The organism is Chryseobacterium tongliaonense, assembly GCF_041224435.1.
In the GTDB taxonomy this organism is placed as follows: domain Bacteria; phylum Bacteroidota; class Bacteroidia; order Flavobacteriales; family Weeksellaceae; genus Chryseobacterium; species Chryseobacterium tongliaoense.
On sequence record NZ_JBGFFD010000001.1, the window covers coordinates 79,649 to 101,064 of the forward strand.

Here is a 21,416-nt window from a genome sequence, read left to right on the forward strand (position 1 = left end):
TTTTGAATTAATTTGCAAAGATACAAAATCTTGTGACAGAATGGCAGGGTTATCTTTCGTAAAAATTTATTGAAAAATTCAAAGGAAATGCAATTCTCTGTTTAATGGGAATGTTTGAATATAATGCAGGTTTCCATTTTTTCTTTAATCTGGAAAGTGTTCTCATAAAATCTATATTAAAACTCTTATTATCTATTGCCGGATAGATTCTCGGACTAACGATAGCCCCTTCTTCGTTGATGTAAAATTCCAGGTTAACATCGCCATTAATATGATAGTCTGAAAATATTGCCATGAAATTGTCATGAAACTCTTTATTAAAAACTTTGTCACCTCCGGGAAATTGAGCCAGCATTATAAAATTATATGCATTATAATTTTCCCTATAATTACTCATCACATCTTTCGGGTACAATATAAATTCTGTAATGGCCCCAATTTTTCCACCCTTCACTTCCGCCGGTTTCCAATGGGTCAGGTTTTTAAGAATATTCATCGACAAATCGTAAGCACATTTATTTTTTGCAATATGTACCGTATCATTATCTTTTATTATCTTAACAACAGCGTCTCTGGTTATCATAATTCTTGGCTGATAAATTTCTTTAGAATCACATTCCTGGAATTTATTAGTAATGAGATATTCGTGAACTTCTTTATAAAAATTAACAATCCCACCTTCATAAAAATCCTGTTTTTTAGGATATTCATCCAAAACCTGAGATTTAAAAAGGGAGACAAAAACAAAACACAACAGAATAATATTTTTTTTAATCATGAGCAAAATGGTATTGAGATAAATTATAAGTCGGCGGCGATAGATGAAAAACTCATTTTCAGTTTCATTTCAGATGGTATGGGTTTTCCATTGCATGTTGCGGGAGTCCAGTTTTTTTTAATTCTTCTCACCACATATTGCATGTCATCAAAGAATACCTCGCTGTTTAACACCTTTGGGAATCCCTCCGTATCAATCACTTTTCCGGTTGCATCAATCGTTAAAGTAAATGTAAAATCCCCGGTCAATGTATAAAAATCCGAATTAAGAAAAGTATACATATATTTTTTAAGAGTTTCTTTATAAGCTGCGGCTCCGCCTTCAAAACTGGCTGCCGTGAAATTATTACAGTTTTTGGCGGCAACCTGTAAAAACGGTTCTTTGATGTCTATCTTAAGGAGGTTTTTATTATTTTCTATAATAAATGAATCGTCCCTATCTTCAAGGTCCTGTGCAAACGAAAAATTAGCTGCAAAAAAACCTATAAAAAGCAATATTGTTTTCATGAGTGTATGCTTTATGTAATTATGAAACAAAATTACATCAAAAAGAAAAAAACTTCGCACAAAAAATGCAAAGTTTAATGATTATCTGATTGAGAAATCCGTAAGAATCTCTTTAATTTTTGTTACAGCAATCCTTTAATATGCTTATAATTAGTTTTGACAGTTTCCAGCACTTCATCCATTTTACCGCCTAACATCAGGTGAGCCATAGACTTTGTCATTCCCAACACCTGATCAAAATCAATTTTAGGAGGCAGGGCAAGGGCATTCGGATTGGTGAAAATATTCAACAGATAAGGGCCATTATGATTAAGACATTCTGTAATTGCATCAGCAACTTCTTCCGGCTTATGCACATTCTTTCCGGGATATCCCATCGCCTGGGCTACCATGGCAAAATCCGGATTAATCATATCTGTTTCATTGTCGGGCATTCCGCCTACTTCCATTTCCAGTTTTACCATTCCCAGTGTTCTGTTATTAAAGACAATCAGCTTTACAGGAAGTTGATATTGAAAAATGGTTGCCATATCTCCCAACAGCATGGAAAGTCCACCATCCCCACACATTGCGATGACCTGACGCCCCGGATATGCTAATGACGCACCAATAGCCATCGGCATTGCGTTCGCCATAGAACCGTGATTAAATGAACCTAACATTTTACGTTCCCCGGTTCCGGTGATAAATCTTGCTCCCCAGACACAACACATCCCGGTATCTACCGTGAAAATAGCATCCTTCTTTGCAATTTTATCCAATGTATGTGCAACATACTCCGGCTGGATTGCATTTTCTTTTCCGAAATCTTTTACATAAGCTAATTGCTGTTCCTTTACTTTTTCGTAAAACTCCAATTGCTGATTCAAAAAATGTACATCGGTCTTTTCTTTAAGAAGTGGTAGCAGAGCTTTGATTGTTTCTTTCACATCTCCGGTAAGCCCCAGTTCTAATTTTGCCCTCCGTCCTAGTCTTTCAGGGCTTTCATCAATCTGAACGATCTTATTTTTTACCGGGATAAATTTCTCGTAGGGAAAATCTGTTCCCAGAAGAATGACCAGATCTGCTTCGTGCATGGAATGATAGGCTGAAGGAAACCCTAAAAGCCCCGTTAATCCTACTTCATTCGTATTATTTGGCTGAAGAGCCATTTTCCCACGGAATGAATATCCTACAGGAGCTTTTAGATATTTTGACAGCTGAACGACTTCTGCATTGGCTTCACTTGCTCCGATTCCTCCATAAATGGTTACTTTTTCACTTTCGTTGATAAGATCTGCCAGTTGTTTTAATTCATCATCTGAAGGACGGATAACCGGATTGGTTTTAAATATCCGGGCAGAGGTGCTCGCTACTTCAGCATCCAGCTCGGAAACATCTCCCGGAAGACCGATTACAGCAACTCCTTTTTTAGATATTGCATGCTGAATGGCAGTTTGAAGAATTCTCTGCACCTGTTCAGGCCTTGTGATCATTTGATTATAATAGCTGCAGTCATCAAATAATTTAATGGTATTTGTTTCCTGAAAATAGTCCATTCCCATTTCATTACTCGGGATGGTGGAAGCAATTACCAGCATGGGAACATGGGAACGATGAGCTTCATATACTCCATTGATCAGGTGCACATGGCCGGGACCGCAACTTCCGGCACATACAGCAAAACCATCCAGCTCGGCTTCTGCGGCGGCGGCGTATGCCCCTACTTCTTCATGCCTTACATGAATCCATTCTATACTGCTTTTTTTAACGGCAATATTCAGATGGTTAAGACTATCACCGGTAAGTGCATATATTCTTTTTACATTTGCTTTTTCGAGCATTTCAACAATCTGCTCTGCTATATTTTTAGCCATAATTAATATTTTTTTGGTCGTTATCTGATATCTGAATTAGAGAAAGAGTTTGTAAAATCAGGTGGTACTTGTATAAAAATATTCATACTTCTATCAAATTTAATTAATAATTCAAGATTTTTGGCCCGCCACAAGATTAAAATTTTATTATATCTGGATTCTCAACATAAAAAAAGACCCTGCATCGCTGCAGGGTCTCCTGTTTATTTTAGGGTTAAATAACCTATCTTGTATTAGTATATGATTGGGAACTGGTAAGAAAAGCCCTGCCATCATGATCCGGTATATCTCTTGAAAAACTTAGCCCCACAGAAACATTCTGTTTTTGATTACCCACAAAATGTTTTTTCATTCTTCCAAGATCTCTTTTGACTTCTCTTTCGAACGATTTGTCAAAAAGTTCCGGTGAAAGCTTTACATCTGAAATTTTTCCGTTTTCATCTATATTAAAATTCAACTTAAAATCTCCGTTTACCTGGAATGTATTTCCCGTATACTGTAAGTTATCGGATAAATCAGTATTGAATTTTTGTTGTCCTCCAGCATAAACCGTTTCCAATTGATTTTTATCAGAAGTAACTTTTACATATGTCTGTGAAAAAGATAATGCAAAAACCGAAATAGCTATGATTGAAAATATTTTTTTCATAAAATTAATATTTGGTTTTATAAAGTTACTGTTTTTAATAAATCTTACAATATCTCAATCTGATTTCTCAATAAATCTTCAAACTCATCTCTTTTACGGATTAAGTGAGCTTTTCCGTCTAAAAATAAAACCTCTGCAGGCTTCAATCTTGAATTGAAGTTTGAGCTCATCTCAAAACCGTAAGCTCCTGCATTATGGAAAGCCAGAATATCACCTTCTCTTACTTCATTCAATTTTCTATCCCAGGCAAAAGTATCAGTTTCACAGATATTTCCTACGACCGTATAAATTCTTTCTGCTCCTTTCGGGTTGGATAAGTTTTCGATAACATGGTAAGAATCATAAAACATCGGACGGATCAGGTGATTAAATCCTGAATTTACTCCAACAAAAACAGTTGCTGTCGTCTGCTTGATTACATTGGCTTTCACTAATAAATAGCCGCTTTTTCCTACCAAAAATTTTCCGGGCTCAAACCATAATTCAAATTTTTTGCCTGTTGATTTAGAAAACTCGGAAATAACCTTCTCTACTTTCTTTCCTAATGTTTTTACATCCGTTTCTTCTTCATTATCCTGGTAAGGAATCTTGAAACCGCTTCCCATATCCAGATATTTCAGATTAGGGAAGTGCTCTGAAAGCTCAAGCATAATATCCAAAGCCTGTAGGAAAACTTCAGGATCTTTGATCTCACTTCCGGTATGCATATGAAGCCCTTCAACATTCAGGTTGGTGCTTTTCATTACTCTTTCGATATGACGAACCTGATGAATTGAAATACCAAACTTGCTATCGATATGACCTGTGGAAATTTTATAGTTTCCGCCTGCGAAAATATGCGGATTGATTCTTACAAGAATCGGATATGTATTTCCGTATTTGTTCCCAAACTGCTCCAGGATAGAAATATTATCAATATTAATATGAACTCCATGCTGCATTGCTTCTTCAATTTCAGCCAGATCCACACAATTCGGAGTGAATAATATTTTCTCTTTTGGAAATCCTGCCTTTAACCCAAGTTTTACTTCATTAATTGATACACAATCCAAAGAAGCTCCCAGATTCTTGACGTATTTTAAGATATTTATGTTGGTTAATGCTTTAGCAGCATAAAAGAACTTCGTGTGTTTTAAAAAAGAAGATGTAAGTTTCTCGTATTGAGTTTTAATAGATTCAGCGTCGTAAACATACACCGGCGTGCCATATTCATTGGCAATTTGTAGCAATTCTTTTGAATTCATAATTTCATTTTAACATAAAAAATGGCAGATTCTTCCAAAAAGAGTCTGCCACTATAATTATTTTTATGCAAGACAACTCTTTTAAATATTCCAAACCTTAGAGAACTTAACAGCTCCCTTTTTACCAGTTTTAATTTGTTTAAAATTTTGCATTGCTTCTTTTTATTTTTTGCAAAAATACTATTTATTTTTCATTTTTATATGAATTTCATAAGTACTTTTAATCCAGCTTTGTTATTTTAAGGTCTGTAAAATGGCCCAATGTACCTGGCCCGATCCACAATCCTATGCTTCCCCGCTGATTTCCGCCCTGTTTTAAATCGTTAACGATCAGGGTTGGCTGTGAGACTCCGTTGACATAAAGTTTAGCCGTGTCATCTTTAACCTCTATTTTCACTTTGGTCCATTCGCCAGGCACCAGATCTGCATAAGACTCATACTTTTCCGGGGTTTCTTTTCTTAATTTTTCCCATGGATATCCTGGCCAAGAAATATATTGGGTGGAATGATTCCTGCGTACCTGGTCATTGGCCCGGCCGTTGGTAGGACGCAGATAAAACACTTCCATTTTTGAAATATCTTCAGCGACACGAAAAGCGATCCCTACAAATCCACGGGCCGTTTCTCCAGCGGTAGAACTGGGCTGTCCGGAAATCGTTGCTTCAATAATCCCGTTATGAAAATTAATGTTTTTCAGCAGTGCCAATGTTTTTTCATTGGTTACTTCTCCCTGGATTTCCAGAATCAGTGCACTTTTATTCTTATATATCCCTTCTTTAATCGTTACCTGAGACGGAACAACATCTGTGGGTTTTAATGAAATTTTCTGTGCTTTAGATAAAAAGCTTATCGCGAGGCTCAGTAGAACCGTTATAAATAATTTTTTGCTGACCATAAATCTGTTTTTCGATTATCTGAAAACCAAGGCTTGCCTGATCATGAATTTCTCATTTTGGCAATGGCAGTGTCTCAAAATCACCACGAAGCAGAGCCAATTGTAATTCATTGTTGAGATCTGTTGACGATAACGGCAGATCGATTTTCAGTTTTGAAAGCTTGCTTAGTGTCTGAATCTGGGTAAACAATTCATAAAAACCATATGAAATCACTTTTCCGTTTTCAATAATAAGGAATAATTTTTCACCTAATTTTCTACCCGCACCCAGCCAAAGCTCATTTCTTTTTCTGAAATCAATTTTCTTCTGGAAAGCCTGTACGTCGTTAAATTCAGGTTGTGCTCCAATAAACTGCACTGCTTTTGAACCCTGTGTAAAGGATTTGAATTTTAAGATCGGTTTTTCCGTTTTATTCAGCTTATTTTTTTCAACGATGTATTTATTATTTCTGAAATAAAGCCCGAACGGAAATACCTCTCTTTTTTTTATATTCTTGGAATTCAATATCAGTTTGGCAATGACGTCTGTTCCTGTAAGTTCAAAATTAATCTGTTCAACCTCATTTTGAATGATCTCCCATTTTTTGGATTTTGAATTAAAAACTTTTTTGGAAAATTTATTGATATCCTGTACATGATCTGAAAAAATAATCTTACCTGCTTCATTCTGGAAATAGACAAAACCTCTTTCGTTGGGTAGATCCTGAGTTAACTGTTTGATTTTATTGATGTAAGACTTAGAATTGGTTTCTTCATGCTGTTTCTGGATAATTTCATTCTCAGTATCCTTGGATATTAAAAGCCTGAAAAGTTCTAAAGTAGCTCTTGCATCTCCTTCTGCCCTGTGATGATTGGTTAAAGGAATCCCTAAAGATTTGACCAGCTTTCCCAAAGAATAACTTACCTCATCCGGAATCAGCTTTTTAGCCAGGGGAATTGTATCTAAAGTATTGATTTTAAAATCATAGCCAAGCCTGTTAAATGACTGACGGAGCATCCGATAATCAAAATCAATATTATGTCCTACTAAAGTGGTATTTTGGGTAATCTCAATAATTCTGCGGGCAATTTCGTGAAATTTCGGAGCTGTTTTTACCATTTTCGGAGTAATGCTCGTCAGTTTCTGCACAAAAGGAGTGATATCACTTTCAGGATTGACAAGGGAAATAAACTGATCAACAATTTTCTGCCCATCATACCTGTAAATAGCAACATCTATAATGCATTCTTTTCTATAACCTGCACCATTACTTTCTATATCTATAATTGAATACATTTAAACTTTTCTGTTATACAACACGTTTTTACGATTATTAATAATACCCGTCATAAGCAGGCCAAAACATAATGTTAATAAGCTGAATACATAACCTATGCCATAAGTCCAGATTGCCTGTAACTGATTTTGCTGTATGTCTTTTACATTGGAAATAAAAACCGCAAAAATAATATACAGACTCATCAGTGAAACCAGGCCTCCGAAAAACTGGTACATCCATTTTTTGTTGACCAGCAAGGGTAGTGCTGCTAAAATAACAAAAATTATATCAAAAAAACTAAAACGGCGGTTGACACTGTCCATTATTAAATTCAGAACAGCTAATCCTATAAAATAGAAAGACGATAGCTTTTTCATTGTATTATGTTTTGAGGTTATTTTAAGTCTTATCTTCTTCTTCCTCCCAATCCGAACATTCCCAGAATAGCTTTTGCTCCTTCACGCATTAAGGTACTGGTAAAAGTTCTTCCTGCTTTACTTTGCAAAACCTGTTCAAACATTCCCGGTTCTTCTTTTACCGGTCTTGTTTTTTGTGTGGGAGCTGCTGTCTGTGCTGCCTGCTCCATTCTGTTGGTCAGCATTTCATATGCAGATTCCTTATTTACATCTTCCTGATATTTAGCCACTAAGGCTGATTTACTAACTAAATCTGAAACTTCAGCATCATTTAAAACATCCATTCTTGATTCAGGAGAAATCAGATAAGTGTGAACCAATGGCGTAGGAATACCTTTTTCATCCAGAGCCGTCACAAAAGCCTCACCGATCCCTAAATTCTGAATTAAAGTTGAAGCATCATAAAATTCTGTAGTCGGATAATTTTCAACCGCTTTGCTGATTTCTTTTTTATCTTTTGCCGTAAAGCCTCTTAAGGCATGTTGAATTTTCAGACCTAATTGTGAAAGTACGCTTTCAGGAACATCTCCCGGAATCTGTGTAATGAAATAAATCCCGACTCCTTTTGAACGGATCAGCTTCACCATCGTTTCAATCTGCGAAACCAAGGCTTTGGAAGATTCATCAAAAATCAAATGGGCTTCATCAATAAATAATACCAGCTTAGGTCTTCCGCTGTCTCCTTCTTCAGGAAAAGTCATATAAATTTCCGCAAAAAGAGAAAGCATAAATGTAGAAAACAGTTGTGGCTTATTCTGGATATCGGCAACTCTTAAGATATTCACCACTCCTTTCCCGTCTCTTGTTTCAAGCAGATCGTGAACATCAAAGCTCAACTCACCAAAGAAACCGGCGGCACCCTGCTGCTCCAAAGCAACAATTGATCTTAGAATAGCTCCTAAAGAAGCAGAAGCAATGGAACCATAATTGGCAGCAAGCTCCGTTTTTCCCTGCGGATTATCTGTCACGTACTGAAGTACTTTTTTCAGGTCATTCAGATCAATTAAAGGTAATCCCTTATCATCACAATATTTAAAAACAATAGACATGATACTTTGTTGTGTATCATTCAGTTCTAAAATTTTACTTAATAAAATAGGTCCGAATTCAGTAACCGTCGCTCTTAATTTTACACCTTTACCTCCGGAAATACTCATTAGCTCTACCGGAAAAGGCTGTGGGTTATAAGGAAGTTGTGTTTTTGCATACCTTTCTTCAATGATAGGATTCATTTCTCCTGCTTCTGCAATTCCGGAAAAATCTCCTTTAATATCCAAAACTAAAGACGGAATCCCTGCATGCGAAAGCTGCTCTGCAAAAACCTGCAGTGTTTTGGTTTTTCCTGTTCCCGTTGCACCTGCAATAAGGCCATGCCGGTTAATCGTTTTTAAAGGAATCGTCACATTCACTTCCGGCACTACTTCACCATCCAGCATTCCTTTTCCCAATATAATATGTTCTCCTTTTGGAGTGTATCTTGCATTTAATTCTTCTGTAAATTGTGTTTTGTTTGCCATTTAACTTTTTTAACTTATAAATATAAAAGTTTTTGTAAAATATTTCTTCATTAAAATCATATTCTTCATCAAGTTTGTGTTATTAATTTAACCGCAATATCATAGACAAAATAAAAAACTATAGGATAGCCCACAAAAAAAGATATTAAATAGAAAATAACAGCTATACAATTATTTAAATATGATATAAAACAGTCTACTAATTCAGTATTCTTTACAAATTCATTACCTTCTGTAAATTAACCATTTGCAACAATTTAAAATCGTAAAATTTCTAAAATCGACAGAAACTATCAGTCATATTTAACATTTCATTTACAATTCATCTAATACTTTGTATCTTTATCTGAAATTTTTAAAACAGAGCTAATGAAAGTTGAACAAATATATACGGGCTGTCTGGCTCAGGGTGCCTATTATATTGTATCAGAAAATGAAGCTGCAATTATAGATCCGCTTAGAGAAGTAAAACCTTATCTGGATCGCCTGGAAAAGGATAATGTAAGTTTAAAATATATTTTTGAAACTCATTTCCATGCAGATTTTGTTTCAGGACACTTAGATTTAAGTAAAAAAACAGGAGCTCCTATTGTTTACGGGCCTACTGCCAATCCTGAATTTGACGCCATTATTGCTGAAGATAACCAGATTTTCGAAGTCGGAAAGATAAAAATAAAAGTGCTGCACACTCCCGGTCACACCATGGAAAGCAGCACCTTTCTTTTAATTGATGAGAATGGCATTGAAACGGCTATTTTCACTGGTGACACCTTATTTTTAGGTGATGTCGGAAGGCCGGATCTTGCTCAGAAAGCGACCAATCTCACCCAGGAAGACTTAGCCGGGATTTTATACGAGAGCCTTCACTCCAAAATAATACCTCTGGATGACAGCATCACTGTTTATCCTGCTCACGGGGCCGGTTCCGCATGTGGAAAAAATATGCAGAAAGAAACTGTGGATACACTGGGAAATCAGAAAAGAAGCAATTATGCATTAAATCAACCTGATAAAGAATCTTTTATAAGAGAAGTTCTTGATGGCCTAACTGCACCACCGAAATATTTCGGGATGAATGTTGCTCTTAATAAAGGTGGTTATGAAAGTCTTGATCTTGTCATGAATAAAGGGCTAAATCCGGTTTCCGTTGAAGATTTCGAAGCTTTTGCCGAAGAAACGGGAGCCTTGATTTTAGATACAAGAAGCGCAGGTGAATTCCATAAAGGGTTTATTCCCAATTCTATCAACATAGGATTAAAAGGTGATTTTGCACCTTGGGTAGGTACACTAATCATCGATGTGAAACATCCTATCTTATTAGTTTCAGATGAAGGAACGGAAGAGGAAACCATTACAAGGCTAAGCAGAGTGGGATTTGACAATGTTTTAGGTTATCTAAAAGGAGGTTTTGAAGCATGGAAAAATTCGGGTAAAGAAACCGATGAAGTAAAGAGAATATCTCCAGCTGAATTTGCAGAACAGTTTGATGGAAATTCTAAAGTGATAGACGTCAGAAAACTGACAGAATATTCTGCTGAGCATATTGATAATGCTTACAACAAACCTTTGGACGGAATCAGTGACTGGGTAGGATCTATGGACGATTCAGAACATTTTTTCCTACACTGTGCGGGAGGTTACAGAAGCATGATCGCAGCAAGTATCCTTAATTCACACGGAATCAGGAATTTCACAGAAATAGAAGGCGGATTTAACGGAATTAAAAAAACTGAAAAATTCCCGATCTCTGACTTTGTCTGCCAATCAAAAACGCTATAGATGAAAAACCATGTTTTCGGATTCATTATTGCCATCTCTTTTGTATTAGGCGCATGTAAAACAGCAAACGTAACCCAGGCTCCCCAAACAAACATCCGGGAAGTTGTAAATAATTCTGATGTTACTTTGATAGATGTCAGAATCCCGGAACAATATGCCGAGGGTACCGCAAAGAACGCCATCAATATACCTTTAGCAGAAATTCCGAATCATATTGATGCTCTTAAAGGTAAAAAAGTAGTGGTCTTTTGCAATAAAGGAATACAGGCTGACCAGGCATTGGAAATCTTAAAGAAAAATGGCGTGGAAGCTTATGACGGTACATCCTGGAAAAATGTAAAAGCCATTCAGGACGAGCCATCAACTACAAAGTAATAATGTTTAATTGAATAAAATTAAAATTATGTCACAAAAATTTCAGGAAATCATTGATTCCGAAAGACCGGTTCTGATTGACTTTTTTGCAACATGGTGCCAACCCTGCAAAGTACAGTCTTCGGTTTTAACAACAGTAAAGGAAAATGTGGGCGAAAGCGCCCGGATTATAAAAGTAGACGTTGACCAGTATCCCACTATTGCATCACAATACGGAGTACGCGGTGTTCCTACTTTAGCAATCTTCAAAAAGGGAGAATTACTCTGGAAAGAAAGCGGTGTACATGACGTAAACACACTGACCCAACTTTTAAAACAATATGAATAAAAACTGTGACTTTTCACAGTTTTTTTTATTTTCTAACTATTGTTACAGCTCGTTACGGCTAATTTTAAACTATTAATAATCAGTAAGGATTTAAGTTTAATTAAGAATTAAGATGATGAATGATAAATTCTACATTAAGATTATCAATGCATTTAAGCTTAATATTCTTAACAACTTAATCCATTTCATGGTTCAAATTTCAATTGAAAACCGATCCCTGTCGGTTAAAAACTGAAAATGGTTTCTGAAATCTTTTAATTCATTCAGATCCAGCTCAGCAGAAATGATATTTCCGGTTTTCTGAGTGATTTCTTTTCCGTCTGCAAAAAAGCAATGTGAGCTTTCCTGATAAAATAAGTTATTTCCATCGGTTCCGATCCTGTTTAAGCCAAAAACAAAAGATAAATTTTCAATTGCTCTCGCTTTCAGAAGATGTTCCCAGGCTCCTACTCTTTTTTCAGGCCAGTTGGCAACATATAAAACAGCATCGTAATCGTCATTATTTCTTGCAAAAACCGGAAAACGAAGGTCATAACATACCTGCAATAAAAAACGGATTCCTTTGTATTCAACAATCACCCTTTCTTTTCCGGGTGTGTAGACTTTATCTTCTCCTGAAAAAGAAAACAAATGACGTTTATCGTAAAAGTCGATTTTTGAATCCGGCTGTACAAAATACATTCTGTTATAAAACCTGCCGTTTCCCTCTACAGGAGCACTTCCGCAAAATGCGGCATTTTTTTCTTTTGAAAGTTTTTTTAAAAACTCCAGAGACTCTTCATTCCGGTCCGAAACTTCAGAAGCATCCATGCAAAAACCTGTTGAAAACATTTCCGGCAGAAGGAAAAGGTCCGCTTTCTGATTTTTCAGCTGCTCTTCGATCAATTGAAAGTTCCCGGTTTTATTTTTCCAAATAATATCTAAATTCAGTCCTGTAATTTTCATAAATCTCATTTCAAAAACTCTATAAAAATACGGTTTTTAATTCATTTCGGTTCTATTTTTGATGTTGATAATTTTTTCAAATAACGAATTAAAAATTAAAAAATTTATGAAGAAATTGGTTTTTATGTTCATGGTTATCTTTTTGGGAGCGACTGCAAATGCTCAGGCATGGACAGGAAAGGGAGATCAGAAAATACAGTTTGGTCTTAGTGCGTGGGGATATGGAACCGGTGTGACGGGAACTTATGATTATGGTTTAAATAAACTCATATCAGTTGGAGGCGGATTAAATGCTTATTTTGATGATTACAAAGACAATGATAAAGACAACAGGGTTTTTATTTTCGGGAGACTGAATTTCCATTTACAGGAAGCTTTACAATTACCAGAGAAATGGGATATTTATCCTGGTGTTGACGTAGGTGTTCTTGGAAAGGATTTCGGAATTGGTGCCCACATCGGAGCGCGTTACTTTTTCACAGAGAAATTCGGGGTATTTGCTGAAGTAGGAAACAATGGCAGTCTCGGGGTTTCTTTCAATTTGTAAAAATCAGTCTAATATATGACAAAGCTTCTCATTTCGAGGAGCTTTTTTATTTGGCATAGTTTTGATAATTGTTACCTTTGCAAATTAAAATCTAAAATTTATTAATGGAATTAGCAATCAAACTCTTTCAATTTATATTAAGCATTTCTATCTTAGTAATTCTTCACGAGCTTGGCCACTTTTTACCTGCAAAATGGTTTAAAACCAAAGTAGAAAAGTTTTATCTGTTCTTCGATCCATGGTTTTCTGTGGTAAAGAAAAAAATAGGTGAAACGGAATACGGAATCGGCTGGCTTCCTTTCGGTGGTTATGTAAAAATCGCCGGAATGGTAGATGAAAGCATGGATACCGAGCAACTGAAACAGCCTGCTCAACCTTGGGAATTCAGAGCGAAACCGGCTTGGCAGAGACTCATTATTATGCTTGGAGGGGTTACGGTTAACTTTTTCCTGGCATGGTTGATCTACAGCTGCCTTTCGTTATTCAATGGAGAAACTTATACTGACCTTACCAAATTCGAAAATGGAATCGGGCTGAGTGATGCCGGTAAAAAAATGGGTTTCCAGAATGGGGATAAGATCGTTAGCATTGACGGAAAACCTGCTGAAAGATTAGAAAACTCTTCCATCAACATTCTTTTCAGTAATAATGTTACTGTTTTAAGAAACGGAAAAGAAGTTACTTTTAAAGTTAATGAAGACGGTATTGCTGATGTTATCAAACAAAGAGAAGCTAAATTATACATCACCCCAAGAATTCCTATGGTGATCGACTCTCTTGCCACTCCGACTTCCAAGGCTTCAGGTCTGGCTGTAGGAGACAAGGTGATTGGGATCAACGGAAAAAAAATTCAGTTCTTCGATGAAGTAAGTACGGAACTTAATCAGAATAAAAACAAAACAGTTGCTTTAGAGGTTGTAAGAAACGGAGCTAACCAGACATTATCAGTTCCTGTAGATAAAAACGGGAAATTAGGTGTTCAGGTTGATACCAAGAATCTTACGAATCTTGTTACAGATAAAAAATATTCTTTCGGGGAAGCCATTCCAAGAGGTTTTGTGAGAACTATTGAAGCGTTGACCATGCAGGTGAAGCAGTTTAAAATTATGTTTAACTCTAAGATCCAGGGATACAAAAACGTAGGCGGGCCAATCGCAATCGTAAAATCTATGCCTGTGGATAAGAGTGCTGACGGAAGCTTTGCCATCAACTGGCCTGCATTCTGGAGCTTTACCGCTATGTTTTCGGTATGGCTGGCATTTCTGAATTTAATTCCTATTCCGGGGCTTGACGGTGGACACGTTATTTTTACATTATATGAAATGATCGTAGGAAAACCTGTACCACAGAAAATCTTAGAGAATGCCCAAATGGTTGGAGTTATCTTCCTGTTAGGCTTGATGTTACTGATTTTCGGAAGTGATATTTTCAAAATTATTACTGACAAGCTGTAATTTTTTGAAAAATTTCGATAAAATATTTGTCCGGTATAAATATTCGTCCTATATTTGCACCACTTAAAAACAAAGGACATTCCTCCTTAGCTCAGTTGGTTAGAGCATCTGACTGTTAATCAGAGGGTCGCTGGTTCGAGCCCAGCAGGAGGAGCCAAAAAGACTTACAGAAATGTAGGTCTTTTTTTTGGCATAATTTTGCTTGATGAAAATTGATCATATTAATTCATAATGCCATGCCTTACTTATCCCGGATTCATTTAAAGAGCGATCATCCACAGGATTATCCTTTCAACCTTCCTTTTTTGAGCAATGGCTTGGATTTAAAACTTAAAAGTAATGTCACATTTTTTGTTGGTGAAAACGGAATGGGTAAATCAACTCTATTGGAAGCTATTGCTGAGAAATGTGAGTTTAATGTAGCCGGAGGAAACCGAAATCACCATTACAGTTTTCATAAAACAGAATCAGAACTCTCGGAATACCTTACACTTTCCTGGGATACTAAAACAGCTCAGGGATTTTTCATGCGGGCTGAAAGTTTTTTTAACTTCGCTACATACATTGATGAAATCGCCGAAGAAGACAGAAGCATCCTAAACGCTTACGGCGGGAAATCTTTACATCATCAATCTCATGGTGAGGCTTTCTTATCACTATTTCATAATCATTTTCAAAATGGCATTTATATCCTTGATGAGCCCGAATCTGCACTTTCACCCCAGAGACAACTCTCTTTATTATCCGTAATTCATAAATTAGAAAAAGCAGGGAAAGCTCAGTTTATTATTTCAAGCCATTCACCAATTTTGATGAGTTATCCAACCGCTGAAATTTATTTATTAGATGACAAAATTCACCCTGTTCATTACAAAGAAACAGAGCATTATCAGTTAACAAAGAATTTTTTGGAATCTCCGGAGATCTATTTCCGGCATTTATTTGAAGATATTTAAGTTTAAACAAAAAATTGTTAAAATATTTCTTATTGAATTTCAATATATTTAGTCTAAAATCATCGGGAATCGGGGATAAAACTTGTTTGTTATGGATATTCATATTATATTTGCACCACATAAAAACAAAGAGATTCCTCCTTAGCTCAGTTGGTTAGAGCATCTGACTGTTAATCAGAGGGTCGCTGGTTCGAGCCCAGCAGGAGGAGCAAAAAGACTTACAGAAATGTAGGTCTTTTTTTATGGTATTTTTATGATGTAATATTTCTCTCAAAACTCCGGAATTTTTTACAACTAAAAAACACATAAATAGCTTCAAATAATTTTCAAATTTTGTATTATTTTAACAAATCTATAACTATAACTCTATCATTTTGATGGAGTTATTTTATTACATTTGCACTTTTGTAGATGGCCATGAAATTTTTTTAAATTTTATCCGTTTTAAAAAAATAAACAGCATACTTTTTGTTTATGCTAAATGCTTGAAGAAAACAACAAATGTTAACAAATAATTCCAGATACTGCCCTCTCCTTTTTCTTATATTCTTTTCCAATTTTATCTGCGCTCAAAATACAGCCAACGGAAAAATAATTGATACCAAAACCAATAAAGAAATAACAGGTGTAGATATTTTTATCAATGATAGTAATAAGCCTGTTTTAACGACCTCTACAGGAAGCTTCAGCGTTCAGTCTGACAGCATTATTTATAAATTAAAATTTTTACGGAAAAGCTATGCTTTACAAAGCGTAACCGTCACTCCGGAAAATGCCGGTAATTTAATCATCAAGCTTTCTCAGGAAAAAGTAAGCAATATTGAAGAAGTTGTTATCCACAACGAAAAGCCCAAGTATAAAAATAAAAAAGAAAATCCGGCTTATGCTATTATGCAGGAAGTCTGGAAAAGAAAAAGAAATAACGGGCTGGACAAGTTTGATACGTATACCTACAAAGAATACGAAAAAATCCAGTTTGATGCCAATAATCTGGATAGTGCATTCATGAAGAAAAAAATCTTCAACAAGCTTGATTTCATCTTTGATTATGCCGACTCTACAGCAAGCGGAAAAATGGGACTCCCAATTTTCCTGAATGAGGCGATCTATGAAAACTACGGAGAAAATAAGCCTCAAAAAAAGACAAAAAAGCTTTTGGTGGCCCAGAAAACTTCGGGCTTCCAGGACAACCAGATTGTTACTCTTACCGCGAAAAACCTATATCGTGACATCAATATTTATGATAACACTTTAAATTATTTTGATATCGGTTTCCCGAGCCCAGTAGGAACCGACGGTTTCAGCACTTATGATTATAATCTGATTGATACCATATCAATGCGGGGAGAAAATGCGTATAAAATAAGATATCAGCCTAAAAGAACTGAGGTTTTAGCTTTTCAGGGATACCTTTACATAGATACCGATACGTATGCCGTTTTGGGAGCAACCCTGAAGTCAACCCAAAAGATCAATGTAAATTTTATCAATGCAATCTCTACAGAGCTGGAGTATGATAATCCCGATGAAAATACTTTTTTACCTAAAAAGTTTGTCACAGAAATCGAGATGACTCCTTTTTCCAAGAAGAAAACATCGAAGAGTATTATTGCCAAAAGATCCGTTGATTATTCACAATATGTCTTCAACAAACCTTTGGACGCAAAAGTTTTCACCCGAAAGGAAGAGGAATACGATGATAAGTTTGTTGATAAGGATGATGCCTATTGGGTAAAAGCAAGACCGGATTCTCTGTCAAGAACTGAGCAGGGTGTTTATGACATGCTTGACAAGCTGCAGCAAACTCCAAAATTCAACAGGATTGTGAAGTTATATGAAACCCTTGGTTCAGGATATTACAATATTACAAAAGGAATCGACCTCGGTCCCATCTTCTCTATTTACGGAACCAATGAAGTGGAAGGAGACAGGATCAGGTTGGGAGCAAGAACATATTTCACAAGAAATGACCCCTGGAGAGTACAGTTTTATACTGCTTACGGTTTCAAAGACCAACAGCTAAAATATGGTGTTGAAGCAAAATATATGTTCAACAGGGTCAACAGATTTATGATTGGTGCAGGAACCCGGAGAGATGTCATGCAGCTGGGAGTACAATTAACCAATGATGACGGAATCATGTCACGTTCATTTGCATCGTCCACTGTTTTTGCAAGAGGAGAAAACGCTTCGCTAAGTTCGGTTAATCAAACCAATATATTCACTTCTATCGAGCCCTGGAAAAATTTCCAGATAAGAGTTGACGGTACCCTGCAGAGCATTAAATCTGCCAATCCTGACGGATTTAACCTGATGTACTACCGAAATGGTGATTTAAGAAAAACACTTAATGATTCTCATGTTACTGTAAGTTTGATAGCAAGGCCGGGAGCCAAGTTTTCCCAAACAGGGGTAGACCGTTACGAACACGGAACTTTAGCACCTACAATTGTTTTGAAATATACACGCGGTATTGAAGGCTTATTCAATGGTGATTTCAACTATAATAAGCTTCAGTTTATGTTTTATAAACCTGTTTTAATCGGAAGCTGGGGAAAGACTTTAATTAATTTTGAAGCGGGGAAAAACTTTGATACGGTACCTTTGGCTTTACAAAACGTAATTCCGGGGAACCAGTCTTACAGTTTGGCAACCAATACTTTTGCTCAGCTCAATTATTATGAATTTGTTGCCGATACTTATACAACATTGCATTTGGAGCATCATTTTAACGGAAAAATTCTTTCTTATATCCCATTGATTAAAAAATTAAAACTCAGAGAAGTTGCTTTTATCAGAGGTGCTTACGGAACATTAAGCGATGCGTCTAAAAATATCAATGTGGAAGGGTTCAAATATTCTGCACCAAACGAGCATATTTATTATGAGTACGGATTCGGAATTGAAAATATAGGATTTGGAAATTTAAGGATTTTCAGAGTAGACTTTAACTGGCGCGGAAATTATTTAGACCGTCCGGATATTTCTACATTCGGAATAAAAGCCGGCTTCCAGGTTGGTTTTTAAAAAAATAAATCTCCTTTTCATAAAGGAGATTTTTTATTTATTTATCGTTATTCTTATCTGTCATTACATCCGCCACAGATCGGAACTAATGTCTGCGGAGAAAGGCAAACCGGGCGATTTTCTGCCGGCAACCCGCAATACCAGTCACAGGATATTCCTTCACACTTAAAACCTCCGTTTACTGTTCTAAGCTCATTTCTCGTAAGTTTTTTTAATTGTTTCATATTATTTTAATTTTAGTTTGGTTTATTAATAACGTTAAAAGATTCAGAATCGTATCCTTTACATATAAAACATAAAAACCTCAACAAACGTTGAGGCTGTATTTCATCGGATAATTATCCTAGCAAGGACATGGGTCCGGATCTATAATCATGTTTCTGCAACGCAATCTGTCCCAGGCAGACCAGGTACACCATTCCGCGCATGTTGTTGCAGGCGGAGGACAAGCTGCAGCACCTCCTTCAATTACTTTTAATTGTTTCTTTGTTAGTTTTCTTAGATTTTTCATAATATCTTATTTTAGTTTTAATTCAGAATTTCAGTTAACAATCACAAGGCATAACATCAATCACTGCATTTATACAATGATCTTTCTGCCAGGCTGACCATGTGCACCATTCTGAACACCATGTTGCAGGAATCGGGCATCTTTCTGATCCGCCTGCGATTGTTTTCAATTCTTTCTTCGTGAGTTTTTTCAAGTTTTTCATAAAATAGTTTTGTTTTTAATTTGTCGCCTACTCTGTATGCTTTTCGGCTACCGCAATTTGTATTTGATGATACACAAATATAAAAATATTTCACCATGAAATGAATACAAATGAATAATTTACATATTAAAACAAAAAAAGCCTCAACTTTCGTTGAGGCTTTTAATTTTTATAAAACGCTGATTATGCGTTTGGCTCTACAGATACAAAAGATCTGTTATTTGCTTTTTTTCTGAAAACTACTTTACCGTCTACCAGAGCAAACAAAGTGTGGTCTTTACCCATTCCCACGTTTTCACCCGGGTGGTGTTGCGTACCTCTCTGTCTGATAATAATGTTTCCGGCAATAGCTTCTTGTCCTCCGAAAATCTTCACACCTAATCTTTTAGAGTGAGATTCTCTACCGTTCTTGGAACTACCGACTCCTTTCTTGTGTGCCATTTTATATGTGGATTATTATTTATTAAGTGCTTTAAATTGATCGATATTCTTAATGATAGCAGCATCTACTTCTTCATGAGTAAGAATTTTCTTTTCTAATTCAACTTTAACTGCTTTACCTAAAGTAATTAAAGTTTCTCTGTTCTCTTTAGACTGAGACAAACCGTTTTTCTTTAAGTGATAGTTCAGTTCGTGATCTTCACCGAAGTTAACAGTTGCGTTGTCAGAAAGAACTTCAGCTTTTACAGCTTCTTTCTTAGTCGCTTTTTTAGCTCCACCTTCAAAACCTGTAATTCCAGTGATTTGAATTTGAGTTAAAGATTGTCTGTGACCGTTTTTCACTTTGTAACCTTTTCTTCTTTTCTTTTTGAAAACGATTACTTTATCAGCTTTTACGTGGTCTAGGATCTCTGCATCCACAGTGATACCGTTTACAGCTGGGGCGCCTACAGTGATTGTTCCGTTTACAGTAAGAAGAACTTTATCGAAAGATACTTTTTCTCCTTTTTCTCCTTTCAAACGGTTTACAAACAACTTCTGGTCTTGCTCAACTTTATATTGAAGCCCTGCTATTTCTACAATTGCAAACATTGTTTATAGATTTTTAGTTATTTCGAGGTGCAAATATAAGAATAATTTTCTAATTAACTTACAATCAGTCAATGTTTTTTTATCTGACAACATTTCACTATGCGATGAATAATTTTAACATTTAAAATGCTGTTACATATCATATTATTTTATACCTTCGTTTTCACCAAAAAAATATTTTATATGAAAAGAAACTTTAAGTTCTGCTTTTTAGCAGGAGCAGTTGCTGTATTCTCATTAACAGCATGTAATGATGACAAACTGGAAGACTCAGTATTACCGGAACAACAATCTGAAAACTTAAAAATCGAACAACCCGGAGAAAAGGAAAAGATCTGTTATTATGTAGATCAAAACTGGAGCTCAACGGCGGTTTTAACTACAAGTCTTCAGAATTCCACAGACACCAATTTTATGAATTCTCAAATGACTAAAATTGCAAGTATGTGGGGAAGAAGCAATCCTACATTACGATTCGTTAATGACCCGTCAAATTATAATTCAACTTATAATGCGATTTCTTATTCTTCCGGGAAAATCTATTACGGGTATGCCATTTATTATGATGCGAAAAGCAAAGGCGGGGATATTGTAAATGCAATGATTCTTGCTCATGAGTACGGGCACCAGTTACAATACATCTTCGGACTTCCTTCTGTTAATGAATCTACAGCAAGACCAAACGAATTGGAAGCTGACGGTTTTGCAGGATATTATTTAAGAAGACCAAACGGGTATAATAAAACGCAGTTCTCAGAAATTGCAGCGGCTTACGAATTTGCCCAGGCTATCGGAGATTACCAGACATCCAGCCCAAATCACCACGGAACACCGCCTCAGAGAAGATCTGCTGTTCGTCTGGGATTCCTTTTAGGCCAATACAGTCTTTCTGCAGCTGATTTCGATTATAACTTCTTCTATTATTATCAGGGAGTTTTAAACGGAACATACAAAATGGGGAAAAACAGCAGAAATCCTGAGATTGATGCTTACATGAGCCAATATATGGACGAGTTAAGAAAAATTCAAACCGGAGAAATTTCTGCCGAAGAATTTAAAAATCTTTAAAACATTCATTTCTTGATATATTATAAAGGAGGTAAGCCATGGTTTACCTCTTTTCATTTATTTGTAATATTC

At 36.0% G+C, this 21,416-nt stretch carries 23 protein-coding genes and 2 tRNA genes; 10 read left to right on the forward strand and 15 right to left on the reverse strand.

Annotated elements, in window-relative coordinates; translation table 11 throughout:
* Nucleotides 1–49: 49 nt before the first annotated feature.
* From AB8P06_RS00385 to AB8P06_RS00425, 9 genes are all read right to left on the reverse strand, one after another.
* Nucleotides 50–778, reverse strand: coding sequence for an energy transducer TonB (locus AB8P06_RS00385; protein WP_369836385.1), 729 nt, complete (start codon nucleotides 776–778; stop codon nucleotides 50–52).
* A 23-nt stretch (nucleotides 779–801) separates the two neighbouring features.
* Complete coding sequence (locus tag AB8P06_RS00390; RefSeq protein ID WP_369836386.1) at nucleotides 802–1,284, reverse strand: hypothetical protein; 483 nt, start codon at nucleotides 1,282–1,284, stop codon at nucleotides 802–804.
* Between the two features lie 122 nt (nucleotides 1,285–1,406).
* Entirely contained in the window at nucleotides 1,407–3,140 is a 1,734-nt protein-coding gene (locus AB8P06_RS00395) for a thiamine pyrophosphate-dependent enzyme (protein ID WP_369836388.1), read from the reverse strand.
* A gap of 223 nt (nucleotides 3,141–3,363) precedes the next feature.
* Nucleotides 3,364–3,789 carry a hypothetical protein gene (locus tag AB8P06_RS00400; RefSeq protein ID WP_369836390.1) on the reverse strand — a complete coding sequence of 142 codons (426 nt, stop codon included), beginning with the start codon at nucleotides 3,787–3,789 and terminating at the stop codon, nucleotides 3,364–3,366.
* Nucleotides 3,790–3,833: 44 nt separating this feature from the next.
* The gene (lysA, locus tag AB8P06_RS00405; protein WP_369836392.1) at nucleotides 3,834–5,033 is read right to left on the reverse strand and encodes a diaminopimelate decarboxylase; all 1,200 of its coding nucleotides are present in this window, start codon (nucleotides 5,031–5,033) and stop codon (nucleotides 3,834–3,836) included.
* 220 nt (nucleotides 5,034–5,253) lie between these two features.
* Nucleotides 5,254–5,928 (reverse strand): 3-keto-alpha-glucoside-1,2-lyase-like domain-containing protein, encoded by a 675-nt coding sequence (locus AB8P06_RS00410; RefSeq protein ID WP_369836395.1) that lies wholly within the window; start codon nucleotides 5,926–5,928, stop codon nucleotides 5,254–5,256.
* Between the two features lie 52 nt (nucleotides 5,929–5,980).
* Nucleotides 5,981–7,204: a 3'-5' exonuclease gene (locus AB8P06_RS00415; protein ID WP_369836398.1), complete on the reverse strand. Its 1,224-nt coding sequence runs from the start codon at nucleotides 7,202–7,204 to the stop codon at nucleotides 5,981–5,983.
* A complete protein-coding gene (locus tag AB8P06_RS00420) occupies nucleotides 7,205–7,564 on the reverse strand; it encodes a hypothetical protein (RefSeq protein WP_369836400.1) in 360 nt (119 codons plus the stop codon).
* Nucleotides 7,565–7,593: 29 nt separating this feature from the next.
* Nucleotides 7,594–9,120: a helicase HerA-like domain-containing protein gene (locus tag AB8P06_RS00425; RefSeq protein ID WP_369836403.1), complete on the reverse strand. Its 1,527-nt coding sequence runs from the start codon at nucleotides 9,118–9,120 to the stop codon at nucleotides 7,594–7,596.
* A 369-nt stretch (nucleotides 9,121–9,489) separates the two neighbouring features.
* Here AB8P06_RS00425 and AB8P06_RS00430 point away from each other — a divergent pair, with 369 nt between their 5' ends.
* From AB8P06_RS00430 to AB8P06_RS00440, 3 genes are read left to right on the forward strand one after another with little or no spacing between them, the layout of a single operon-like run.
* Nucleotides 9,490–10,899 (forward strand): MBL fold metallo-hydrolase, encoded by a 1,410-nt coding sequence (locus tag AB8P06_RS00430; RefSeq protein ID WP_369836406.1) that lies wholly within the window; start codon nucleotides 9,490–9,492, stop codon nucleotides 10,897–10,899.
* Nucleotides 10,900–11,274, forward strand: a complete 375-nt coding sequence (locus AB8P06_RS00435) for a rhodanese-like domain-containing protein (RefSeq protein WP_369836409.1) — start codon at nucleotides 10,900–10,902, stop codon at nucleotides 11,272–11,274.
* Between the two features lie 28 nt (nucleotides 11,275–11,302).
* Nucleotides 11,303–11,602 (forward strand): thioredoxin family protein, encoded by a 300-nt coding sequence (locus tag AB8P06_RS00440; protein WP_369836412.1) that lies wholly within the window; start codon nucleotides 11,303–11,305, stop codon nucleotides 11,600–11,602.
* A gap of 192 nt (nucleotides 11,603–11,794) precedes the next feature.
* Here AB8P06_RS00440 and AB8P06_RS00445 read toward each other — a convergent pair whose 3' ends face one another.
* A complete protein-coding gene (locus AB8P06_RS00445; protein WP_369836414.1) occupies nucleotides 11,795–12,547 on the reverse strand; it encodes a nitrilase-related carbon-nitrogen hydrolase in 753 nt (250 codons plus the stop codon).
* Between the two features lie 106 nt (nucleotides 12,548–12,653).
* On the opposite strand from AB8P06_RS00445, the gene AB8P06_RS00450 reads away from it, so the two are divergent.
* The 6 genes from AB8P06_RS00450 to AB8P06_RS00475 all read left to right on the forward strand — a co-directional run bounded on the left by AB8P06_RS00450 (nucleotide 12,654) and on the right by AB8P06_RS00475 (nucleotide 18,531).
* Nucleotides 12,654–13,094 carry a DUF6646 family protein gene (locus AB8P06_RS00450; protein ID WP_369836417.1) on the forward strand — a complete coding sequence of 147 codons (441 nt, stop codon included), beginning with the start codon at nucleotides 12,654–12,656 and terminating at the stop codon, nucleotides 13,092–13,094.
* A 104-nt stretch (nucleotides 13,095–13,198) separates the two neighbouring features.
* Entirely contained in the window at nucleotides 13,199–14,548 is a 1,350-nt protein-coding gene (gene rseP, locus AB8P06_RS00455; RefSeq protein ID WP_369836419.1) for an RIP metalloprotease RseP, read from the forward strand.
* 80 nt (nucleotides 14,549–14,628) lie between these two features.
* Nucleotides 14,629–14,705: transfer RNA gene (locus AB8P06_RS00460), tRNA-Asn, on the forward strand.
* Between the two features lie 79 nt (nucleotides 14,706–14,784).
* Nucleotides 14,785–15,504 (forward strand): AAA family ATPase, encoded by a 720-nt coding sequence (locus tag AB8P06_RS00465; RefSeq protein WP_369836421.1) that lies wholly within the window; start codon nucleotides 14,785–14,787, stop codon nucleotides 15,502–15,504.
* Between the two features lie 135 nt (nucleotides 15,505–15,639).
* A tRNA-Asn gene (locus AB8P06_RS00470) sits at nucleotides 15,640–15,713 on the forward strand.
* Between the two features lie 292 nt (nucleotides 15,714–16,005).
* The gene (locus AB8P06_RS00475) at nucleotides 16,006–18,531 is read left to right on the forward strand and encodes a DUF5686 family protein (protein ID WP_369836424.1); all 2,526 of its coding nucleotides are present in this window, start codon (nucleotides 16,006–16,008) and stop codon (nucleotides 18,529–18,531) included.
* 53 nt (nucleotides 18,532–18,584) lie between these two features.
* On the opposite strand, the gene AB8P06_RS00480 is transcribed toward AB8P06_RS00475, so the two are convergent.
* The 5 genes from AB8P06_RS00480 to rplU form a co-directional block, all read right to left on the reverse strand.
* Nucleotides 18,585–18,755, reverse strand: coding sequence for a bacteriocin-like protein (locus AB8P06_RS00480; RefSeq protein WP_369836426.1), 171 nt, complete (start codon nucleotides 18,753–18,755; stop codon nucleotides 18,585–18,587).
* Nucleotides 18,756–18,874: 119 nt separating this feature from the next.
* Nucleotides 18,875–19,042, reverse strand: coding sequence for a bacteriocin-like protein (locus AB8P06_RS00485; RefSeq protein WP_369836429.1), 168 nt, complete (start codon nucleotides 19,040–19,042; stop codon nucleotides 18,875–18,877).
* A 34-nt stretch (nucleotides 19,043–19,076) separates the two neighbouring features.
* Nucleotides 19,077–19,244: a bacteriocin-like protein gene (locus AB8P06_RS00490; protein WP_369836432.1), complete on the reverse strand. Its 168-nt coding sequence runs from the start codon at nucleotides 19,242–19,244 to the stop codon at nucleotides 19,077–19,079.
* Nucleotides 19,245–19,427: 183 nt separating this feature from the next.
* Nucleotides 19,428–19,685: a 50S ribosomal protein L27 gene (gene rpmA / locus AB8P06_RS00495; protein ID WP_007842221.1), complete on the reverse strand. Its 258-nt coding sequence runs from the start codon at nucleotides 19,683–19,685 to the stop codon at nucleotides 19,428–19,430.
* A gap of 15 nt (nucleotides 19,686–19,700) precedes the next feature.
* Complete coding sequence (gene rplU / locus AB8P06_RS00500) at nucleotides 19,701–20,276, reverse strand: 50S ribosomal protein L21 (protein ID WP_369836437.1); 576 nt, start codon at nucleotides 20,274–20,276, stop codon at nucleotides 19,701–19,703.
* Between the two features lie 183 nt (nucleotides 20,277–20,459).
* On the opposite strand from rplU, the gene AB8P06_RS00505 reads away from it, so the two are divergent.
* Nucleotides 20,460–21,344: a neutral zinc metallopeptidase gene (locus tag AB8P06_RS00505; RefSeq protein WP_369836440.1), complete on the forward strand. Its 885-nt coding sequence runs from the start codon at nucleotides 20,460–20,462 to the stop codon at nucleotides 21,342–21,344.
* The last annotated feature ends 72 nt before the right edge of the window (nucleotides 21,345–21,416 follow it).